Annotated in this window: 31 protein-coding genes; all 31 read left to right on the top strand. The window is 65.7% G+C overall.

Annotated elements, in window-relative coordinates:
• On the top strand, positions 1-876 hold the full coding sequence (locus O0J15_RS05645) for a helix-turn-helix domain-containing protein (protein ID WP_308305278.1): 876 nt from the start codon (positions 1-3) through the stop codon (positions 874-876).
• Complete coding sequence (locus tag O0J15_RS05640) at positions 842-1,444, top strand: hypothetical protein (RefSeq protein ID WP_308305277.1); 603 nt, start codon at positions 842-844, stop codon at positions 1,442-1,444. The genes O0J15_RS05645 and O0J15_RS05640 overlap by 35 nt, the downstream gene beginning before the upstream one ends.
• Positions 1,445-1,633: 189 nt before the next feature.
• Positions 1,634-1,852 carry a hypothetical protein gene (locus O0J15_RS05635; RefSeq protein ID WP_197600393.1) on the top strand — a complete coding sequence of 73 codons (219 nt, stop codon included), beginning with the start codon at positions 1,634-1,636 and terminating at the stop codon, positions 1,850-1,852.
• Positions 1,852-2,214 carry a Ref family recombination enhancement nuclease gene (locus tag O0J15_RS05630; RefSeq protein WP_308305276.1) on the top strand — a complete coding sequence of 121 codons (363 nt, stop codon included), beginning with the start codon at positions 1,852-1,854 and terminating at the stop codon, positions 2,212-2,214. The genes O0J15_RS05635 and O0J15_RS05630 overlap by 1 nt, the downstream gene beginning before the upstream one ends.
• Positions 2,211-2,720 (top strand): hypothetical protein, encoded by a 510-nt coding sequence (locus O0J15_RS05625; protein ID WP_308305275.1) that lies wholly within the window; start codon positions 2,211-2,213, stop codon positions 2,718-2,720. Before O0J15_RS05630 ends, O0J15_RS05625 begins: the two co-directional genes overlap by 4 nt.
• Positions 2,717-3,007, top strand: a complete 291-nt coding sequence (locus tag O0J15_RS05620; RefSeq protein ID WP_308305274.1) for a hypothetical protein — start codon at positions 2,717-2,719, stop codon at positions 3,005-3,007. The genes O0J15_RS05625 and O0J15_RS05620 overlap by 4 nt, the downstream gene beginning before the upstream one ends.
• Positions 3,007-3,399, top strand: coding sequence for a hypothetical protein (locus tag O0J15_RS05615; RefSeq protein ID WP_308305273.1), 393 nt, complete (start codon positions 3,007-3,009; stop codon positions 3,397-3,399). Before O0J15_RS05620 ends, O0J15_RS05615 begins: the two co-directional genes overlap by 1 nt.
• A 171-nt stretch (positions 3,400-3,570) precedes the next feature.
• Positions 3,571-3,804, top strand: coding sequence for a hypothetical protein (locus tag O0J15_RS05610; protein WP_308305272.1), 234 nt, complete (start codon positions 3,571-3,573; stop codon positions 3,802-3,804).
• Positions 3,794-4,207 (top strand): hypothetical protein, encoded by a 414-nt coding sequence (locus tag O0J15_RS05605; protein ID WP_308305271.1) that lies wholly within the window; start codon positions 3,794-3,796, stop codon positions 4,205-4,207. The genes O0J15_RS05610 and O0J15_RS05605 overlap by 11 nt, the downstream gene beginning before the upstream one ends.
• A complete protein-coding gene (locus O0J15_RS05600; RefSeq protein WP_308305270.1) occupies positions 4,204-4,899 on the top strand; it encodes a hypothetical protein in 696 nt (231 codons plus the stop codon). The genes O0J15_RS05605 and O0J15_RS05600 overlap by 4 nt, the downstream gene beginning before the upstream one ends.
• 62 nt (positions 4,900-4,961) lie before the next feature.
• Complete coding sequence (locus O0J15_RS05595) at positions 4,962-5,495, top strand: YfbU family protein (protein WP_308305269.1); 534 nt, start codon at positions 4,962-4,964, stop codon at positions 5,493-5,495.
• Between the two features lie 101 nt (positions 5,496-5,596).
• Positions 5,597-6,262: a glycoside hydrolase family 19 protein gene (locus O0J15_RS05590; RefSeq protein WP_308305268.1), complete on the top strand. Its 666-nt coding sequence runs from the start codon at positions 5,597-5,599 to the stop codon at positions 6,260-6,262.
• A complete protein-coding gene (locus O0J15_RS05585; protein ID WP_308305267.1) occupies positions 6,259-6,585 on the top strand; it encodes a hypothetical protein in 327 nt (108 codons plus the stop codon). Before O0J15_RS05590 ends, O0J15_RS05585 begins: the two co-directional genes overlap by 4 nt.
• A complete protein-coding gene (locus O0J15_RS05580; RefSeq protein ID WP_308305266.1) occupies positions 6,582-6,797 on the top strand; it encodes a hypothetical protein in 216 nt (71 codons plus the stop codon). Before O0J15_RS05585 ends, O0J15_RS05580 begins: the two co-directional genes overlap by 4 nt.
• 1 nt (position 6,798) lies before the next feature.
• Positions 6,799-7,014 (top strand): hypothetical protein, encoded by a 216-nt coding sequence (locus O0J15_RS05575; protein WP_308305265.1) that lies wholly within the window; start codon positions 6,799-6,801, stop codon positions 7,012-7,014.
• On the top strand, positions 7,011-7,487 hold the full coding sequence (locus O0J15_RS05570; protein ID WP_308305264.1) for a lysis system i-spanin subunit Rz: 477 nt from the start codon (positions 7,011-7,013) through the stop codon (positions 7,485-7,487). Before O0J15_RS05575 ends, O0J15_RS05570 begins: the two co-directional genes overlap by 4 nt.
• Positions 7,487-7,855 carry an HNH endonuclease signature motif containing protein gene (locus tag O0J15_RS05565; RefSeq protein WP_308305263.1) on the top strand — a complete coding sequence of 123 codons (369 nt, stop codon included), beginning with the start codon at positions 7,487-7,489 and terminating at the stop codon, positions 7,853-7,855. Before O0J15_RS05570 ends, O0J15_RS05565 begins: the two co-directional genes overlap by 1 nt.
• Before the next feature lie 143 nt (positions 7,856-7,998).
• Complete coding sequence (locus O0J15_RS05560; RefSeq protein ID WP_308305262.1) at positions 7,999-8,427, top strand: hypothetical protein; 429 nt, start codon at positions 7,999-8,001, stop codon at positions 8,425-8,427.
• Complete coding sequence (locus O0J15_RS05555) at positions 8,420-10,120, top strand: terminase TerL endonuclease subunit (RefSeq protein ID WP_308305261.1); 1,701 nt, start codon at positions 8,420-8,422, stop codon at positions 10,118-10,120. The genes O0J15_RS05560 and O0J15_RS05555 overlap by 8 nt, the downstream gene beginning before the upstream one ends.
• Positions 10,117-11,406, top strand: coding sequence for a phage portal protein (locus O0J15_RS05550; RefSeq protein WP_308305260.1), 1,290 nt, complete (start codon positions 10,117-10,119; stop codon positions 11,404-11,406). The genes O0J15_RS05555 and O0J15_RS05550 overlap by 4 nt, the downstream gene beginning before the upstream one ends.
• A 4-nt stretch (positions 11,407-11,410) precedes the next feature.
• Positions 11,411-12,289, top strand: coding sequence for a head maturation protease, ClpP-related (locus O0J15_RS05545; protein ID WP_308305259.1), 879 nt, complete (start codon positions 11,411-11,413; stop codon positions 12,287-12,289).
• A gap of 10 nt (positions 12,290-12,299) precedes the next feature.
• Positions 12,300-13,643, top strand: coding sequence for a phage major capsid protein (locus O0J15_RS05540; RefSeq protein WP_308305258.1), 1,344 nt, complete (start codon positions 12,300-12,302; stop codon positions 13,641-13,643).
• Positions 13,644-13,707: 64 nt separating this feature from the next.
• Positions 13,708-14,118: a hypothetical protein gene (locus O0J15_RS05535; protein ID WP_308305257.1), complete on the top strand. Its 411-nt coding sequence runs from the start codon at positions 13,708-13,710 to the stop codon at positions 14,116-14,118.
• A gap of 1 nt (position 14,119) precedes the next feature.
• Positions 14,120-14,464: a head-tail connector protein gene (locus O0J15_RS05530; RefSeq protein ID WP_308305256.1), complete on the top strand. Its 345-nt coding sequence runs from the start codon at positions 14,120-14,122 to the stop codon at positions 14,462-14,464.
• A gap of 62 nt (positions 14,465-14,526) precedes the next feature.
• On the top strand, positions 14,527-14,733 hold the full coding sequence (locus O0J15_RS05525) for a hypothetical protein (RefSeq protein ID WP_308305255.1): 207 nt from the start codon (positions 14,527-14,529) through the stop codon (positions 14,731-14,733).
• Positions 14,730-15,065: a phage head closure protein gene (locus O0J15_RS05520; RefSeq protein ID WP_308305254.1), complete on the top strand. Its 336-nt coding sequence runs from the start codon at positions 14,730-14,732 to the stop codon at positions 15,063-15,065. Before O0J15_RS05525 ends, O0J15_RS05520 begins: the two co-directional genes overlap by 4 nt.
• Positions 15,058-15,540: an HK97-gp10 family putative phage morphogenesis protein gene (locus O0J15_RS05515; protein WP_308305253.1), complete on the top strand. Its 483-nt coding sequence runs from the start codon at positions 15,058-15,060 to the stop codon at positions 15,538-15,540. Before O0J15_RS05520 ends, O0J15_RS05515 begins: the two co-directional genes overlap by 8 nt.
• Positions 15,537-15,902, top strand: a complete 366-nt coding sequence (locus O0J15_RS05510; protein ID WP_308305252.1) for a DUF3168 domain-containing protein — start codon at positions 15,537-15,539, stop codon at positions 15,900-15,902. The genes O0J15_RS05515 and O0J15_RS05510 overlap by 4 nt, the downstream gene beginning before the upstream one ends.
• A 63-nt stretch (positions 15,903-15,965) precedes the next feature.
• On the top strand, positions 15,966-16,685 hold the full coding sequence (locus O0J15_RS05505; protein WP_308305251.1) for a phage tail tube protein: 720 nt from the start codon (positions 15,966-15,968) through the stop codon (positions 16,683-16,685).
• Complete coding sequence (locus O0J15_RS05500; RefSeq protein ID WP_308305250.1) at positions 16,682-17,071, top strand: phage tail assembly chaperone family protein, TAC; 390 nt, start codon at positions 16,682-16,684, stop codon at positions 17,069-17,071. The genes O0J15_RS05505 and O0J15_RS05500 overlap by 4 nt, the downstream gene beginning before the upstream one ends.
• Before the next feature lie 107 nt (positions 17,072-17,178).
• Positions 17,179-17,364 carry a hypothetical protein gene (locus O0J15_RS05495; protein ID WP_308305249.1) on the top strand — a complete coding sequence of 62 codons (186 nt, stop codon included), beginning with the start codon at positions 17,179-17,181 and terminating at the stop codon, positions 17,362-17,364.
• Positions 17,365-17,388 lie beyond the last annotated feature (24 nt).

Genomic DNA, 17,388 nt, shown 5'->3' with positions numbered 1-17,388 from the left:
ATGGTCTTCGACCGCTACCCGAACGGCGGCGGCGAGATGCTGCTGGCCCTGGCGCTGGCAGACCACGCGCACGACGACGGTACGCACATCTTCCCGTCGATCGCACGGCTGGCCGAGAAGACCCGGCAGTCAGAGCGTTCGGTGCAGTACCAGCTGCGCCGCATGGAGCAATCCGGCTGGCTGCTGCTGGTGAACGCCGGCATCGGTGGCCGTCGCAGCGGGTTCGGTGAGGGCGGCCGTACCCGTCAGTACCGGATCAACCCCGAATGGATGAAGGGTGCAGAAATTGCACCCTTTGCAAAGGGTGCAAAAAAGGCCTCCGAAGGGTGCAAAACGGCGCAGGAAAGGGTGCAAAACAGCGTCGAAAAGGGTGCAACAGCTATTGCACCCGAACCAAGAGCAACCAAAAGCAACCAAGAGCAACCCTCACACCGCGAGTGTGAGCGCGAGGCCGATCCGCTGGCGCTGACCGGCGAGCAGATCGACCGCGAACTGGCCGGGTTCGGCAGCACGCCGCCAAGCGTCGACCGCGAGCAGCTGGCCCGGTTCGTCAGGCACCGCGCCGCGATTCGCCGCCCGCTGTCGGTCCAGGGCTGGCTGCAGGTCCGCCAGCAGCTGCTGGACCTGATCGCCGCCGGCCACGACCCGAACGAATCCCTGAAGCAGACGATGGCCGCCGGCCTGTCGCTGCCCGTGATCCCTGTCGCCCAGCCATCCGCAGGAGCAACCCATGCAAGCCCTCAACACGGTTCTGCCGACCGCACCGAGCAGCTCGAACAGCAGTTCTACGCCCAACGCCGAGGCGGTGGCCACGGTGGCGGCGCTGGGTTCGAGCCAGGCGATGTCGTCGACGCCGAGTTTGCCGTCGTCGGCTGAGCCGCTGAGCGAGTCGCAGTCGGCCTACCTGTGGGAATTCTGGAAGCAGATGACGGCCATGTTCCCGGGCAAGTGGGAGCGCGAGAACGGCGCTGCGCCGTTCAAGAAGGACGGCAGCCTGACCATCGCGGCCGGCACGTGGTTCCAGGTGCTGAAGGGCCGCAGCAGGGCACAGCACGCGCGTGGCATGGCCTGCTGCCTGACCGAGGGCCGCGAGTGGCCGCCGAACCCGCCGAGGTTCCTGACGATGTGCCTGGACATTCCGGTCATGGCGGCCGTGGAGCGAGAGATGGCGCCGGGCCGGCCGCAGAGCGGCTTCACCGTGCTGGTGCGTTCGCTGCTGGACCTGCACGTCTACGCATCGGCCGACCACGGATCGCAGCAGCGGCGGATGCTGGAGGAGGCCTACACGCGCGCTGTGCAGCACGTCGTGGATGGCAAGCCGGTGCCGGAACCGGTGCTGGCTATCGAGCAGGAGAAGCACGGCGTGCGGCCGGTGCGTGATCGGGAATCGGCGCGCGCTGCGATGGAGCGAGCTGCGGCCGAGCTGGACTTCGATGGTGACTGAAGCGGAGCTGGCCCATGCCGAGCAGGCCGGCCGCTGGGCGCGGTGCGCCTGCCGCCGCCGGGAGTCAGCGCCACGGTACGAGATGGGGATCGATGGCCTGACGCGGCGGCGCCGCTGGCAGGCCGGGTGGGACAAGCAGGACCAGGAACTGAGCGCGGCACGCCGCAGCACGACGAGGAACAGACGCTGATGGACTTTTCCAACTACAGCACGCGCAGCAGGTTCGCCAAGGAGATCAACGCCGGTTACTCCGCGCGGCTCAACGGCCAGCGCCTGAGCGACAACCCGCACCTGGTGTGGATCGAATGCGAGACCGAGGACGGCACCAACCGCCGCGCCGGCCCGCTGAGCGAGAAGGCGGAAGCCTGGCAGCACGGCTGGCGCCTGGCCGACGAGGCCGCGCGCTGATGTGGTCGAAGGCACCTCCGCCGACGAAGGAAGAAGCGGCTCGTATCGAGCTGGCCAAGACCGGCCCCTGCATGGCCTGTCTGTCGCTCCAGGTGCAGAACCTGCTGGAGTCGGACCTGGTGGTCTATGGCTGCGACTACAACCACGGCAAGAGCGGGAACCTGCGGCGCGGCCACATGTTCGGCTACGCGCTCTGCAAGTGGCACCACATGCGGCATCCGATGGAGGGAAACACCTTCGCGACGATGCGCCAGATCTACGGCCCGAGCCTGATGGATGGCTCGCGCACCTTCCATGAGACGTACGGCTCCGACGACGAGCTGATCGCGAATCAGACCTACGTGAACGAACTGAGGGTATGACGATGATGGACAGGAGCAAGACATACGCCGGCCGCTCGAGAGCTCTGTTCGAAGCCGCTCCCGGCCTGCAGATCACCGGAGTCCAGGTAGCCGACCGTCTGGGCGTGGTGGGCCACGTCGAGCGGGGCAAGGTCCGCCGCACACTGCTGGATCTGGTCGACGCGGGCTACCTGCGCAAGATCGGGGAGGGCAGGACCGGGGTCTATGAGCGCACCGGCGCCGAGATGCGGCGACTGCCAATGAGCCCGGAGCGCCGAAGGGAGCGGGATCGGGAGATCGCCAAGGCGTACAAGGAGCGCCTGCGGGCCGCCGAGTCCGCTGGGCCGCGAGCGCCGGACAAGATGACCATCCACCGAGCGCGTGTGGCGCTCCTGGCGGACCTGGCCCCGGCGAAGCCGTGGGGGAAGGAGAAGGCGGGCCAGCGGCCGGCCGAGACGGTGGAGCAGTTCGTTGCGCGCGGCGGGCAGGTGCAGCGCCTGGCGGCCAGCTGGGAGCAGGCAGCATGAGCGCCCCGTCACGCGTGTGGGTTGTGCTGAACGCGAAGGGTCGAGCGTTCGCTTTGGCAACGTCGGAGCCGGGCAGCCAGGTGTTCAAGGATGGCGAGAGGGCCATCCCTTACTGCCCCGCCGCAGCTGCCGTCGACTGGAAGCCAATCGCTGGCGCGCCGGAGGATGGGCGGCGGCTGATGCTGTGGGACTCGGTGAGCAAGCGGCCGGTATTCGGGAGCTGGCGGGGTGACAACCCCAAGATCACGCACTATGCGGCCGAGCCGGCCGGCCCGGAGGTGGGCTGATGGACGCCATCGAGAAGCGGGCGCGGGAGCTGCTGGCCAGTTGCCTGGACGAGTGGGGTCACCACCAGGAAGCCGAGAACGTTCGGGGTGGTGAAGACCTGGAGAGCTACGAGCTTGAGCTGCGCCTCATTGGCCAGCTGCTGCGCTTCGGGTTCGAAACTGGAAGTGGACGCGAAGCTGTGGCCCTCACGCCGCCCGAGGGCTACGTCCTGGTTGATGCCAAGAAGCTGGGCGCGGTCAGGGTTGCCCGACTGGCGATACTGCAGAAGCAGGCTGAAGCCGAACAGAAGGACGAACCGCACGACGCCTCAATGTGGGCCGAATGTGCAGCCGATCTCGACGCGATCGCGCCGCGAGACATGCAATCAGCTCGCCCGCAGGTGAAGCCGTGATGCCCTTGGATCGCCGCCTGCAGGCGGTGGTGCTTTCGGTCGCCCTCGCGAAGCGCATGTACTGGCCGCCCACGCAGAGCGGTAGGCACTCGGAGGCGAGGAGGCTTCACGCTGCCGCGCGCCGTGCGAAAGGTGCACGCCGGTGAACATCAACTCTCCTCAGGAGGCCCTATGAGCCCCAAATCCACTGAGCAGCATTCCAGCCGCGAGCCTGGCTGGCCCGAGTGGGGCCGCCAGAACATCACGCTCACGGCCGCCTTGCGGATGGTCCGGATGTACGGCGACCGCATCCCGTCGGTTGCCCAGCTTCGGGCGGACTTCGGCGTCAGCAGGGCAACGGCGTTCCGGTGGCGAGCTGCCTTTCGCGAGGCGATGGGGCATCGCGAGGTCGCCCATGCAGGCTGACCGCGCGCTGGAACTGGTTCTGCCCTGGCCGAGCAAGGATCTGTCTCCGAATGGCCGGGTGCACTGGAGCCGGAAGGCCAAGGCCACGAAGCACGCCCGGCAGACGGCGGTGGTGCTGGCGCACGAGGCTGGATGGCGCACGCTGCAGCTGCCCGCGGGGAAGCTGCACCTGTGGGTGAGCTTCCACCAGGCGCCGGGGAAGGCGCTGCCGGACGACGACAACATGCTGGGGCGGTTCAAGGCGTACCGGGACGGCATCGCCCAGGTGCTGGGCATTGACGACAAGCGGTTCATCAGCCACCCGGTTGTGAGCAGCGAGCGCCGGCCGGGCGGCCAGGTGGTGGTGCGGATTACGGGTGGGCCGGCGGCGGCCGGCGAATCAACGACAGGGGAACGGGCATGAATCCACGAGAGACGATGGCGCGGCTGGGGCCGAGCACGGTGAAGTTCGACATCGGCCGGGGAGGTGGGAAGCCCGACCTGACGAACCAGGATATTGCCGCGGCGCTGGGCATGGTGCCGGCCGGGCTGGGCCGGGAGCTGCTGGAGGCGTGCTGGTGGCCGGATGGCGCCGCGCTGCGCCGGCACAAGCTGCGGGACGCTGTAATCGCGCTGGTTACGCCGGAGCTGCAGCGCCAGCAGCGTCGGCTGGCTGAGGCCCGGACGGATCTCGGCCTGGCCGAGGTGTGCATCGGTTGGGGCGGCGCGGCGACGGCGGAGCAGCGGGCGAACCGCGATGCGGCCCAGCAGCGGCTGGGGCGGGTGAAGGCGCAATGCTGGCCGATCAGCACCCTGGAGTCGCTGCCGACACTGGCCATGGCGGTGATCAGCGAGATCGCGCACCGACCGCACTGCGGCAGCTGCGAGGGTAGGGGTCAGTCGGTGTCGGGCGAGCTGCTGATGACCTGCAAGTTGTGCGGTGGGTCCGGGTTGGGCCAGGTCAGCGACCGCCGGCGCGCGGCGGCAATCGGGCGGGATGAATCCACCTACCGTTCGAAGTGGCGCGGCGTTTACGAGTGGTTGCTGCAGCGTATGACCGAGGCAGAGCAGGAGGCTTGCTGGGCGATGTCCAGCGCCTTGAGCAGAGCAGCGTGATGTTAAATGGTTAGAATCAGGTGAAAGCGCGCCATTCCGGCGCGCTGATCATGGAGGAAAGCATGAAGTTCACCGAAGAGCAGCGGTTGATCGTAATGATGCTCGCCGATATTCAGAAGGCTCTGAAGGTACAAGGCCAGCTAGATCAGAACCTGGTGCTCACGGCTGCTATGGACCGGCAAGAGTTCGCGATTGGCTACAAGTACGACCACATTTTTGGGACGGCCAATGTTCCGTCAGACTTCCATTTCGTAGTCGACGTCCTGGAAATGTGGTCTGTGCTTGAGGAGGCTATCGAGAATCTCGACATCAACGAGAAGAGCGTTCTCGAGGCCGCTGCGGGTGAACCAGCGGCGAGGGCGCGGTTCACTGGCTTTGACGGCAATCAAGAGGCGACGCTAAGAAGCTATGCCAATTTGCTTGTGAATACCCTCGGTGATTTCGCACAGTTCACGGGGCGAACGCTTAATTCTCACAAGCCAATGAGGGATCGTTACGAACGGATGCTGGTCATCTTTAAGCCTATCCTTCTAGCCTTGGACGGACAGCGTTACATGAACCCGTCGGAAATTGCGGCTGTGTTCAGCGCGACATGACTGCGGGAGTGACACTCCCGCACTTTTAGGGGTAGCTTTACTACCATCGCGCACGACCCGACCCCGGCCATCTAGCCGGGGTTTTCATTTTCGGACCTGCCATGATCTTGACCGCCTCGACAATCCAGCAGGCGGTTGGCTGCAGTGCCGCCGTCGCCGCCCAGTGGGCGCAGCCCCTGTCCGAAGCCTGCACGGCGTTCGGCATCAGCACCCCGAAGCGGGCGGCTGCGTTCCTGGCGCAGGTGGGGCATGAGTCCCTCAGCCTTGGCAGGACCGTCGAAAACCTGAACTACGGTGCGCAAGGCATGGCCGATACCTGGCCCAGCCGCTACGCCGTGGATCCCAAGGCCAAGCCGAGGAAGCCGAACGATTTGGCGCGCGCGCTGGAGCGGAAGCCGGTAGCGATCGGCAACAACGCATATGCCAACCGCCTGGGCAACGGCTCCGAGGCGAGCGGCGATGGCTACCGATTCCGTGGCCGTGGCCCGATCCAGAACACTGGCCGCGCCAACTATGCCGCGATCCGGGACGCACTGCGTGCCAAGGGCATCAAAGGCGTGCCGGACTTCGAGTCCCAGCCCGAGGCGCTGGAGCAGCCCAAGTGGGGCGCGCTGGCGGCCGGTGCCTTCTGGGATGCCCGATCCCTGAACAAGCTGGCTGACGCCAGCCGATTTGAAGAGATCACCGAACGAGTGAACGGCGGCCAGACCGGTGCCGCTGATCGCAGGGCGCGCTATGCGCGCGCGCTGAAGGCGCTTGGAGCATGACGGCGAAGAAAAAGGCCCCCAAGCTCTCGCCGGTGAATCAGCTGCAGGGCGTGCTGGTGGTACTGGAGAACCAGAAAGCAAAGAGCCCGACTGCGGAGCTGCTGCTGGCAATCCGCGAGATGGTCAGCGACACGCTTGCGGTGCTCCAGGAGCCAGACCCCACGAAGCAGCGCATTGCGTTCGTGCTTCTCGCGGTCCAGCAGTCCACACAGGTGGCGGTGAAGGTAGTGCGCGGTAAGCGCCTCACCCGCGTGACCATCGTTGACCAGCCTCTGTACCACTGGGCGCTGGAGGAAATTCATTCACTTGCAGGTGCCGCATGACCTTCGCGACCCGAAACGTTGGCGCCGCACGCGTCGGCATCGCCGTTCTGGTGCTGTTCCTGGTCGGCATGGCCATGGCTGCTCTTGTCTCCATCTCGATACCGGAAGCCAACAAGGATTCGTTCGGCATGCTGATCGGCGGCCTGAACAACGCCACCGGCATGGTAATTGGCTACTTCTTCGGTATGACCCGTAGGGGCAACGGAGCCTGACATGAAGATTCGCACGAACGGGTCGTTGGCCCACTTCAAGCAAGACCTGCGGCCGGCGCATGGGCCGCAGTCCTGGCCGTGGTGGAGACTGTTCGGCCTGAGCCTCGTGCGGCTGGAGATCTGCGCGCCTTCCACTGGCTATCGCCTCTGGCTGTATACCCGATGGGGCGCTGCTTATGGCGACCTGGTCTTCGACCGCAGGCCCGTGTCCGCATGAATCGGACTCTGATTGCAGTACTGGCCTTCGTAGCCTGGTCGATCGGTATGTTCGGCGCTGGTTGGGCGTGGCGCAGTGATCGTGCCGAGGGCGCCGAAGCCAGGCGGCAGGCCGGCGCCAGCGATGCCCAGGTTCAGCAGGTCAACCAGACGCACGCCACCGAGCACAATCAGGCCGAGGCGCTCGCCACCATCGGAGCCAAGCATGAAGAAGACCGCACTGCGGCCACGGCTATCCCTGCTGCTGTTACTGCTGGCGTGCGCGATGGCAGCCTCCAGCTGCGCGACGACCTCGCCACCTGTAACACCGCTCGCCTGTCCCAAGCCGCCGCCGGCGCCGTCGAACGTGACCAGGCAGCCCAACTACGAGCAGAGGTCGCGGGCGCTCTTGTTCAAATCGGACGAGACGCCGACGACCACGTCCGTGCCTGCCAAGCCGTGATCGAGGCCGACCGAATCCCTGGACCAGGCTGATGCCACGCCGAGCGCCGAAGCACAACGCCATGCCGAGGCAGGCGGTCGTGCACGTGCCTGCTGCAGCGGTGAGGCAGACCACAGCCGAGCGCGGCTACGGCAGCCGATGGCAGCGAGCGCGCGCGACCTACCTGCTGAGGCACCCGCTGTGCGCTGAGTGCCATCGGTCGGGGCACGTCACGGTCGCGACGGTGGTCGACCACATCACCCCGCACAAGGGCAGCCAGGCGCTGTTCTGGGACACCGACAACTGGCAGCCCCTCTGCAAGCCCTGCCACGACCGCAAGACCGCGACCAAGGACGGCGGGTTCGGCAACTGGCACCGAGGTGCCAAGGCGACCCCGAAACGCGCGCGTGGACGAGAATGAATCGCAACAACGGCAGATAGGGCGGGGGGAGGGTCAAAAGTTGGGGCGGTTCGCCTCCCTGACCGTGCGCCCAGGCGTTTTATTGCACCGTCAGTTGAGAAAAACCATTTTTTCGCGGCAAGGTTGCCGCTCCTGGACTACCCATGGCGAACCCGCGCAAACCGACATCGCTGAAAGTGGTGGCCGGCACGGATCGCCCCGACCGCGCGCCGCCGGCGCCAGCTGCTGACCTTCCGCTGGTGTCGGACGTTCCGCCGGCACCGGACTGGCTGCCGAATGCTCATGCCATCAAGGAGTGGGACCGGCTCGCGCCGATTCTCCACGCGAATAAGCTACTCACCGAGGCCGGGCTTTCGGCGTTCGGCCAGCTCTGCGCTCTGCACGGCAACACCGTGCAGCTGTATGCGGCCGGGCTGACGCCCGTTGCGTCGATGGTCTCCCAGCTGCGCGGGCTGATGAACGACTTTGGCCTGACGCCGGTTGCCCAGGGCAAGGTGAAGCCATCCGGAGAGGTCGAGAAGACGGGGAACGCGTTCGCCAGCAATGGTGCGAAGCGGAAGCCCCGTGCGTGATTACGTCGGCATCGCCACGGCCTATGCAGAAGAGGCCGTAGCCGACAGGAAGGGCCGGAAGTTCGGGAAGTGGGTGCGCCTGGCCGCGAAACGGTTCCTTGCGGACCTGAAGCGAGCGAGGCGGAAGCGTCCGCCGTTTGTCTTCGACGAGTGGCATGCGTGCGACCCGTGCGACTTCATCGAGAAGCTGCCGCATGTCGAAGGGAAGTGGGCGCGGCCTGAGATCGAGCTGCATCGGTCACATGTGTTCTTCGTCGTTCAGCTGTTCGGGTTCCGCAACCTGGACGGCAGCAGGCGTTTCACCTCGGCTCTGTTCGCGGTGGCGCGCAAGAACGCAAAGTCGACCCTGGCGGCGGCGATCCTGCTGTACTGCCAGTGCTGCGAGGAGGAGGAGGGCGCCCAGATCATCTCGGCGGCCACCACCGGCAGCCAAGCACGCATCATTTTCAACGTCGCCAAACGGATGACGGAGAAGACGCCGGACCTGCAGGAGGCTTTCGGCTTGGCCTGCTGGGCCAATTCGATCAGCCGGATGGAGACCGGTGCCAGCTTCAAGCCCATCAACGCAAAGGCCAGCACGCAGGACGGTCTTAACCCGTCGCATGTGGGCTTGGACGAGATCCATGCGCACAAGTCGGCAGACCTGCTGAACGTGCTGACTTCAGCGGCCGGCGCGCGCAGCAACCCGCTGTGGCTATACACCACGACAGAGGGGTACACCAACCCTGGGCCATGGGGAGAAATTCGGCAGTTCGCCAAGCAGGTGCTGCAGGGCATCCTCGGCGAATCGGCAGACCACTTCCTGGTGGTGTTCTACGCGGTCGACGAGGACGACGACGAGTTCGACGAGTCAGCGTGGCCCAAAGCCAACCCGCTGATGGACGCCAACCCGCACTTGCTGAAAGCCATCCGCAAGGAGGCTGTCGAAGCGCGGCAGATGCCATCGAAGCTGGCCGAATTCAAGATCAAGCGCCTCAATCGGCCCGCCTCGTCGGCAACAGGCTGGGTGGACCTGACTAAGTGGCAGCGGTGCGGTGGCAAGGTCGATCTGGATTGGCTCGCCGGCCACCCTTGTTGGGGCGCCTTGGATCTGGCAAGCACCCTTGACCTCACATCCTGGCGGCTGGTCTGGAAGGTTGACGGCGTCTATTACACGTGGGGTAGGCGCTTTGTTCCTTCGGAAGCCGTCCGAGCGCGTACGGAGCGCGGCGTCGTGCCTTACGCAGGCTGGGTGGCTGCTGGTCTGATCGAGGTAACCGACGGCGAGGTGACGGACTACACCGTGGTGGAAAGCCGCATCCGTCAGGACGTCGAGCGATTCAATCCGCGAGCGATCGGCTACGACCGGTGGAATGCCCAGGAGATCAGCCAGCGTTTGTTGGAAGACGGCCACCCGCTGATCGAGTTCAGCCAGACCACCAAAAATTACCACCCGGCGATGCAGGAGCTGGAACGGGCTTACATCAGCAAGAGCATCCAACATGGAAACGACCCGGTCCTGAACTGGTGCGCTTCCAACCTGATCGCCGTTAAGGATGGGAACCTGAACATGAAACCTGACAAGAAGCGCTCGCCGGACAAGATTGACGACATGGCCACGCTGTTGATGGGGATCGGCCTATCAATGCCGACAGGCGACGATGAGGGCGACATGGAAGGCTTTCTGTCCGCCCCGATCAGGAGCAAAGCATGACGGCGGTCGCGTTGAAGCACCCAGGTCGAATAGCAAGCGCCGTTCGGGCGTGGCTTGGGATCCCACTGGCGCTTACCGATGAGGCAGGGTGGTCGCCCGTCGCCGGTGCGCGTGGGCCCGCCGGCGTTTCGGTGACCCCCTCAACCGCGATGCAGGTCTCTGCCGTATGGGCTTGCGTCCGCCTGATCTCGGAGACGATTGCTACGCTGCCGCTGGGGATGTACGAACGTTCCGCGAGCGGAAAGCGACCGGCCCCGCAGCATCCGCTGCACTTCGTAATTCGCGACCAGCCAAATCCTGACTCGGCCGCGTCCGTATACTGGGAGGCCACCGTCGCCGCGATGCTGCTGCGGGGCGCCGGGCGTGCCGAAAAACTGATGATTGGCGGACGGGTGGTTGGGCTGCAGTTCCTCAACCCAGATCGACTGACGGTATCGCGCGGCTCCGATGGCAAGAAGGAGTGGCGCTATACCGGCGAAGACGGCCGGCAGCGGGTTATCCCGCGCGAGCGGCTCTGGGAGATTCCCGGCTTCACCCTTGATGGAAAGAACGGTGTTTCGGTCATTGCGTATGGCGCGCATGTCTTCGGCGGCGCTATCGCTGCCGACCGGGCGGCAGCCCGGACCTTCAGCAACGGCATGCTGCAGACCGTCTACTACAAGATCGCGGCCTTCCTGAAGCCCAATCAGCGTGACGAATTTCGACAGAACGTGCTTGGCTCGGTCGAACGCGGGGAAACCCCGCTGCTGGAGGGGGGCACGGACGTCGGAACCATCGGGATCAATCCGGCGGACTCGCAGCTGCTGGAATCGCGTGGGTTCAGCGTAGAGGAAGTGTGTCGCTGGTTCCGTGTTCCGCCATGGATGGTGGGCCACACCGAAAAGTCGAGCAGTTGGGGCACCGGCATCGAGCAGCAAATGATCGGCTTCCTGACGTTCACGCTCGCGCCTTGGCTCAAGCGGATAGAGCAGGCTATTGCGAAGGATCTGATGACTCCCGCAGACCGGGCGCGCTTCTATCCGAAGTTCTCTGTGGAGGGTCTGCTTCGGGCCGACAGCGCCGGCCGCGCCGCGTTCTACACCGCCATGGTCAACAACGGCGTGCTGACTCGCGACGAAGTGCGGGAGCTGGAGGACCGGGAGCCGATGGGGGGTAACGCCGCGGTGCTGACGGTGCAGAGCGCCATGACCACGTTGGACAGCCTCGGGCAGGCCTCCGAGTCCAATCAGGCCCGGTCCGCGACGCGCGCGTTCCTGGGATTCCAAGACGATCCACAGAAGGACTGACCGCATGACGATCAAGAAGCTGCCGGGCGCACCGGAGGGCAGGGTGTGCGCGGGTGTTAGCAGCCAGATCCAGCCCCGTGCGCTGGACCGCTGGAATCCGGGCGTGCGAGCCGCCGCAAATGACGACGCCGATCGCTCGATCAGCGTGTACGACGTGATCGGCCAGGACTACTGGACCGGCGAAGGCGTCACCGCCAAGCGGATTGCAGGCGCACTGCGCTCTCTCGGCAAGGGCCCCATCATTGTGAACATCAACAGCCCGGGCGGCGACATGTTCGAGGGTCTGGCCATATACAACCTGCTGCGCGAGCACGATGGCGAGGTAACCGTGAAGGTGCTTGGCCTTGCGGCGTCGGCGGCCTCGGTGATCGCCATGGCAGGCGATACCGTGCAGATCGCCCGGGCCGGGTTCTTGATGATCCACAACGCCTGGGTGGTTGCCGCCGGAAACCGCAACGACCTGCGAGAGTATGCCGATACGCTGGAGCCGTTTGATCGGGCTATGGCCGATATCTACGCAGCCCGCACCGGCCAGGACCAGAAGGCGATGGCGAAGCTCATGGACGCCGAGACCTGGATCGCCGGAAACGACGCAATTGAGGGCGGCTTCGCCGACGAGCTGCTCCCGACCGATCAAGTCGAGCGCGGCGCTGGCAAGACCAGCGCTTCTGCGGTGCGGCGGATCGAATCCGCACTGCGCGCGTCTGGCATGCCGAAGTCCGATGCGGTGCAGCTGATCAGTGAACTCAAGTCCAGCGCGGGCGATCCCACTGGCGGCGGTGCGGGCGATCCCACCGATCACGGCCAGGAAACCCTTGCCGTCGCACCAACCGAGGCCGATTACCTGGCCGCTCTCAAGTCGTTTTCCATCTCCAACCGCTGAGGTAACCCCAATGAATAGCAAATACACCCTGGCCGCCATTGTCACCACGCTGGCGCTGCTGGTCATTTCCGCAGACGCGTTCGCCGGCACCCACCTGCTGTCCACACTGTTCACCAGCCCCGAAGGTGCGCTCATGGCACCGGTGATGGCCGCCGCGCTGCCGGATGCGATCAAGGCTGAGCTGGAGAAGATCAGCGATCAGATCAAGTCGCAGGCCGAAACCGCCGAGAAAGAGATCAAGGCGAACGCGCGGCTTACCGATGAAACCCGTGCCAACGTCGACAAGCTGCTGACCGAGCAGGGCGCCCTGCAGGCGCGCCTGCAGTCCGCCGAGCAGCTGGTGGCCAAGCTGGAACAGGGTGGCGGCCAGTACGCGGCGCCGCAGTCCATGGGCGAGCAGCTCACCACCAACGAAGACTTCCAGGCGTGGGCGGCACGGGCGGCCAGTGGCGGCGGCAGCAAGTTCAATATGGACGTGAAGGCGGTCGTGACCAGCGACGGCGCATCTGCCGGTGACCTGATCGTTCCGCAGCGCCGCGAGGGGATCATTGCCCCTGGCCTGCGCCGCCTGACCATCCGCGACCTGCTTAACGTGGTGCCGACCAGCTCCAACGCCATCCAGTACGTGCGCGAGACCGGCTACACCAACAACGCGGACGTTGTGGCCGAAAACCCGACTGGTCTGAAGCCCGAATCGAACCTGACGTTCGAGGCCGACCAGGCGGCGGTCACCACCATCGCCCACTGGATCCATGCCTCCCGCCAGGTGCTGGCCGATATCCCGACGCTGCGTGGCTACATCGACGGTCGCCTGCGCTACGGCCTGAAGCTGAAGGAAGAAACCCAGCTGCTGAAGGGCTCCGGTGTCGGCCTGAACATTGATGGCCTGTACACCCAGGCCCGCGCGTACGCCAATCCGGGCGTCACCGTGCAGAACGAAACCCGCATCGACCGCCTGCGTCTTGCTCTCCTCCAGGTTGAGCTGGCCGAAGCGTGGGCCGACGGTATCGTCATCAGCCCGTTGGACTGGGCGGCTATCGAGCTGCAGAAGACCGATGACAACGCCTACCTGTTCGCCAACCCGCGCGGCATCACCACGCCGGCGTTGTGGGGCCGCAACGTGGTGCCGACCCAGTCGATGGGCAGTGGCGAGTTCCTGGTGGGTGCCTTCGGCGGCGGCATCGCTGCTGAACTGCATGACCGCGAGGACGTCAATGTCATGGTGGCCACCCAGGACGACCGCGACTTCGTCAAGAACATGGTGAAGATCCTGATGGAAGAGCGTCTGGCGCTGACGGTCTACCGGCCGGAAGCCTTCGTGAAGGGCACCATGTCCGACCTCGACACGCCGTAAGACAGCGCGACGGTTCAACGAGAGGGCGGCCGGGCCGCCCTTTCCTTTTTTCTGGAGACAGGAAATGTACGAAGTACAGGCGATTGCCAGCTTTGACCATCACGGCTCACGCAAGGTGGGCGAACGGTTCACGGTGGGAAACCAACGGCAGGCCGAAGAGCTGGAGAAGAAGGGCCTTGTGCAGGTCTTGGGCGCCGCGCCGGAGATGGGCAGCACAGGCGCCAGCACGGAAGCGAATAGCGGCATCGTCGACGGCGCCGGCACCGGCAGCGGTGCGTCTGAAGGCGGCACCAGCGGCAGCACCACGTCGAAGCCTGGCGAGCTGCTGGTCGCCGGCAATGCTTCGGACGTCATCGCGTCGCTGGAAGGGTTGCAGGACAAGACCGTTCTGCAGTCCGCGCTCGATGCGGAGAAGGCCGGCAAGGATCGCAAGACCGTGGTTGAGGCGCTGAAAGCTGCGCTGAAGGTGGATTGAGATGCGCTTGGTGACCATCGAGCAGGCCCGGCAGCACTGCCGGGCCGATAGCACCGACGACGCGATGCTGGAGCTCTACGGCGGCGCGGCCGAGGAGGCGGCGCAGGAGTTCATGAACCGGAAGGTGTTCCCTGACGCCGCCAGCATGGCTGCCGCTGTGCTGGACGGAACGGCCGGATGTGACCCGATGGTAGTGACTGACGCCATACGAGCGGCGGTTCTGCTGATGCTGGGACACCTCTACATGACCCGCGAGGACGTGCAGTCCAGCGCAGGAGCCACGGTGAAGATCCCGATGGGTGCGCACAGCCTTCTGTGGCCGCACCGGGTCGGGCTCGGCGTCTGACGTGGCCTGCTCCGGCTGCGCGCGCCGGCGCGCCTGGCTCATGAAATGGATGCGAGAAGCGAATGAACGAGCAAAGCGAATTGCTGGCCGCCCTGCGCGCCCAGACCGAGGCGACGCACCAGCTGGTGGTGGCGCTGCAGGAAAAGACCAAGGCCGATCTGGAGAACGCCAAGGCAGTTAATCGCCTGGTGGACTACCTCTGCGACAGCGAGGGCGGCGAGGCGGAGGCGGCCGGGGCCGGCAACTACCTCAGCGGGAAGCCGCGATGATCGCTGCCGGCCGCCTGCGCCATCGGGTGCAGCTGCAGCGTCAGGTCTACGGGCAGTCGCCTGCGACCGGCGCGCAGACCGTCAGCTGGGAGCCGCTGGCCGATGTGTGGGCCGAAGTGGCGCCGCTGTCGGCCCGCGAATTCGTGGCAGCCAAGGCGGTGGACAGCGAGGTCACGTTGCGGGTGACCATCCGTCACCGCGAAGACATGACCGACAAGTGCCGGGTGCTGTTCCGCGGCAAGATCCTGAACATCCATGGTGTGCTGCCCGACTCGGTGAGCGGCCTGGAATACCTCACGCTTCCGTGTAGCGAGGGTGTCAACGATGGCTGATGGCATCCGATTCGACGTGAGCGGCCTGGACGGCATCCGCAACAAGATGGCGCAGGTGAAGCGCGAGGTGAACTACAAGGGTGGCAGGGTCGCGCTGCGCCGGGCGGCCAACGTGCTGCGCGACCAGGCGCAGAGCAACGCCCGCCGGGTGGACGACCACGAAACCGAGACCGCCATCTGGAAGAACGTCGCGGTGCGCTGGAATGGCCGTGCGTTCAAGCAGGATGGCGTGCTGGCGTTTCGTGTTGGCGTTCTGGGCGGTGCCCAGGCCGGCCGCGCAGCGCAGCTCGGGACCAGCAACCCCGGTGGCATCACCTGGTACTGGCGCCTGCTGGAGTTCGGAACGTCAAAGATGGCCGCCCAGCCGATCTTCCGGCCGGTGCCGGACCAGGCCGGCCAGAAGGCCGTCGACGTGTTCGCGCGCAGTTTCAACCAGGCTCTTGACCGCGTGCTGGCGAAGCAGGGGGCGGCATGATCCCGCCCATCTTCCCGCTTTGCATCGCGTCACCGGCGGTGCTGCTGGCCTTCGGCGAGGCACCGACCCGTGTCTACCCGTTCGGACTGATCGAGAAGCCGCCAGCGCTGCCCTATGCGGTCTGGCAGACGGTGTCTGGCATTCCCGAGAACTACCTGGCCCAGCGGCCAGACGTGGACGCGCTGACCACGCAGGTCGACGTTTACGCGAAGGACGAAGCATCGCTGCTGCAGGGTGCGAAGGCCCTGCGTGATGCCTTCGAGCCGCGCGGGTACATCACCCGCTGGGGAGGCCAGATGCTCGACCCTGAAACGAAGCTGCTGCGCCTGTCGTTCGATGTGGACTGGCTGGTCCCCCGGTAACGCCCGCTACAACCCCACCCACGCCCCGCACTGCGGGGCTTTTTTATGCCCGCAGGAGAAACGATGAGCATCCTGACCCAAGGAACCCAGCTGTACGGCCTGATCAACGGCGTTGTCCGCGAGATCGAGTGCATCACGGCCTTCAATCCCGGCACCGCGCCGGCGGACCAGATCGACGACACCTGCCTGTCGGAGACCAATACGCGCACCTACAAGAAGGGCCTGCGCACGCCCGGCCAGGCCTCGGTGACCATCAACGCCGACCCGAAGAACGAGAGCCACTACCTGTTCTGGCAGCTGGCCGAGCAGGTGGACGGCGGCGACCCGATCCAGTGGGCCATCGGCTGGTCCGACGGCGTGGACATCGAACCCACTGTGCTGCAGGTCGGCAGCATCTCGAACATCGAAGTGACCAACGGCGGCACCGGCTACACCAGTGCGCCGACCGTGGCCATCACTGGCGGCGGTGGCAGCGGTGCAACGGCCACTGCCATCGTCGATTCTGGCTCGGTGATCGGCGTCAATATCACCAATCCTGGCACCGGCTACACCGGCACACCGACTGTCGCTTTCACCGGCGGCGCTGGCACCGGCGCCGCGGCTACGGCCGAGCGCTCCACGGTAGACGAGCTGGTCCTGCCGAATACCCGCACCTGGTACACCTTCCAGGCCTACGTGAGCGACTTCCCGTTCGACTTCCAGGGCAATGCGGTGGTGACCACTGCCGCGACCATGCAGCGCAGCGGGTCGGGCGTCTGGCTTCGCAAGGCTGAGACGCCGTGAGCCGGGGCGCCAAGAAGCCGGCCGGCGCACGCGCAGTGAGCCTGAGCGTGGCCGGCCTGCTGCAGGCCGGAGCGTTCACTGGCCGGCCAGTGGAGAAGGAGATTCGCTGGAAGCAGGGCGACGAGGAGCTGACCGCCACCGTGTATGTGCGGCCGCTGGGATTCCAGGCGGCGGTGTCGGACGTGCTGTCGGCCACGAACAAGCACGACGGCGTTGCCGGCCGCATCGCGGCCAGCATCTGCGACCAGGACGGCAAGGCGGTGTTCACCGTTGCTGACATCACAGGCGAGGCCGATCCGGAGCGCGGCGCATTGGACGGCAACTTGTCGGTGGCGCTGCTGATGGCAATCGGCGAGGTGAACAACCTGGGAAAAGCTACGAGCTGACCCCGGAGGATGAGCTGTGGTGCGAGCTGGTCCTCAACGGGATCGGCGGCCGCAGCATCGGCGAGGCGAAGGAACGCCTCTCCATCCGGGAGTTCCAGCTCTGGAGCGTGTACCGAGCCAAGCGCGGCAGCCTGAACTTGGGCGGGCGGATGGATGCAGCTGCAGGGATGCTGGCCGCTTTGTTCGTCAACGCCAACAAGAAGCCTGGCTCGCCCCCGTTCAAGCCCGCCGACTTCATTCCCTACGCGGACGCCGAGCCCATCAGCCTCGAGGAGGCGATGAAGCAGTGGTAGCTCTCGCATAGGGCGCGCATCAAC

Origin of the sequence: Stenotrophomonas sp. Sm10, from assembly GCF_030985515.1 — a bacterium.
Classification (GTDB): Bacteria; Pseudomonadota; Gammaproteobacteria; order Xanthomonadales; family Xanthomonadaceae; genus Stenotrophomonas; species Stenotrophomonas hibiscicola.
The sequence above is the reverse complement of the archived record's forward strand: the minus strand, read 5'-3'. Positions and strand labels throughout refer to the sequence as shown.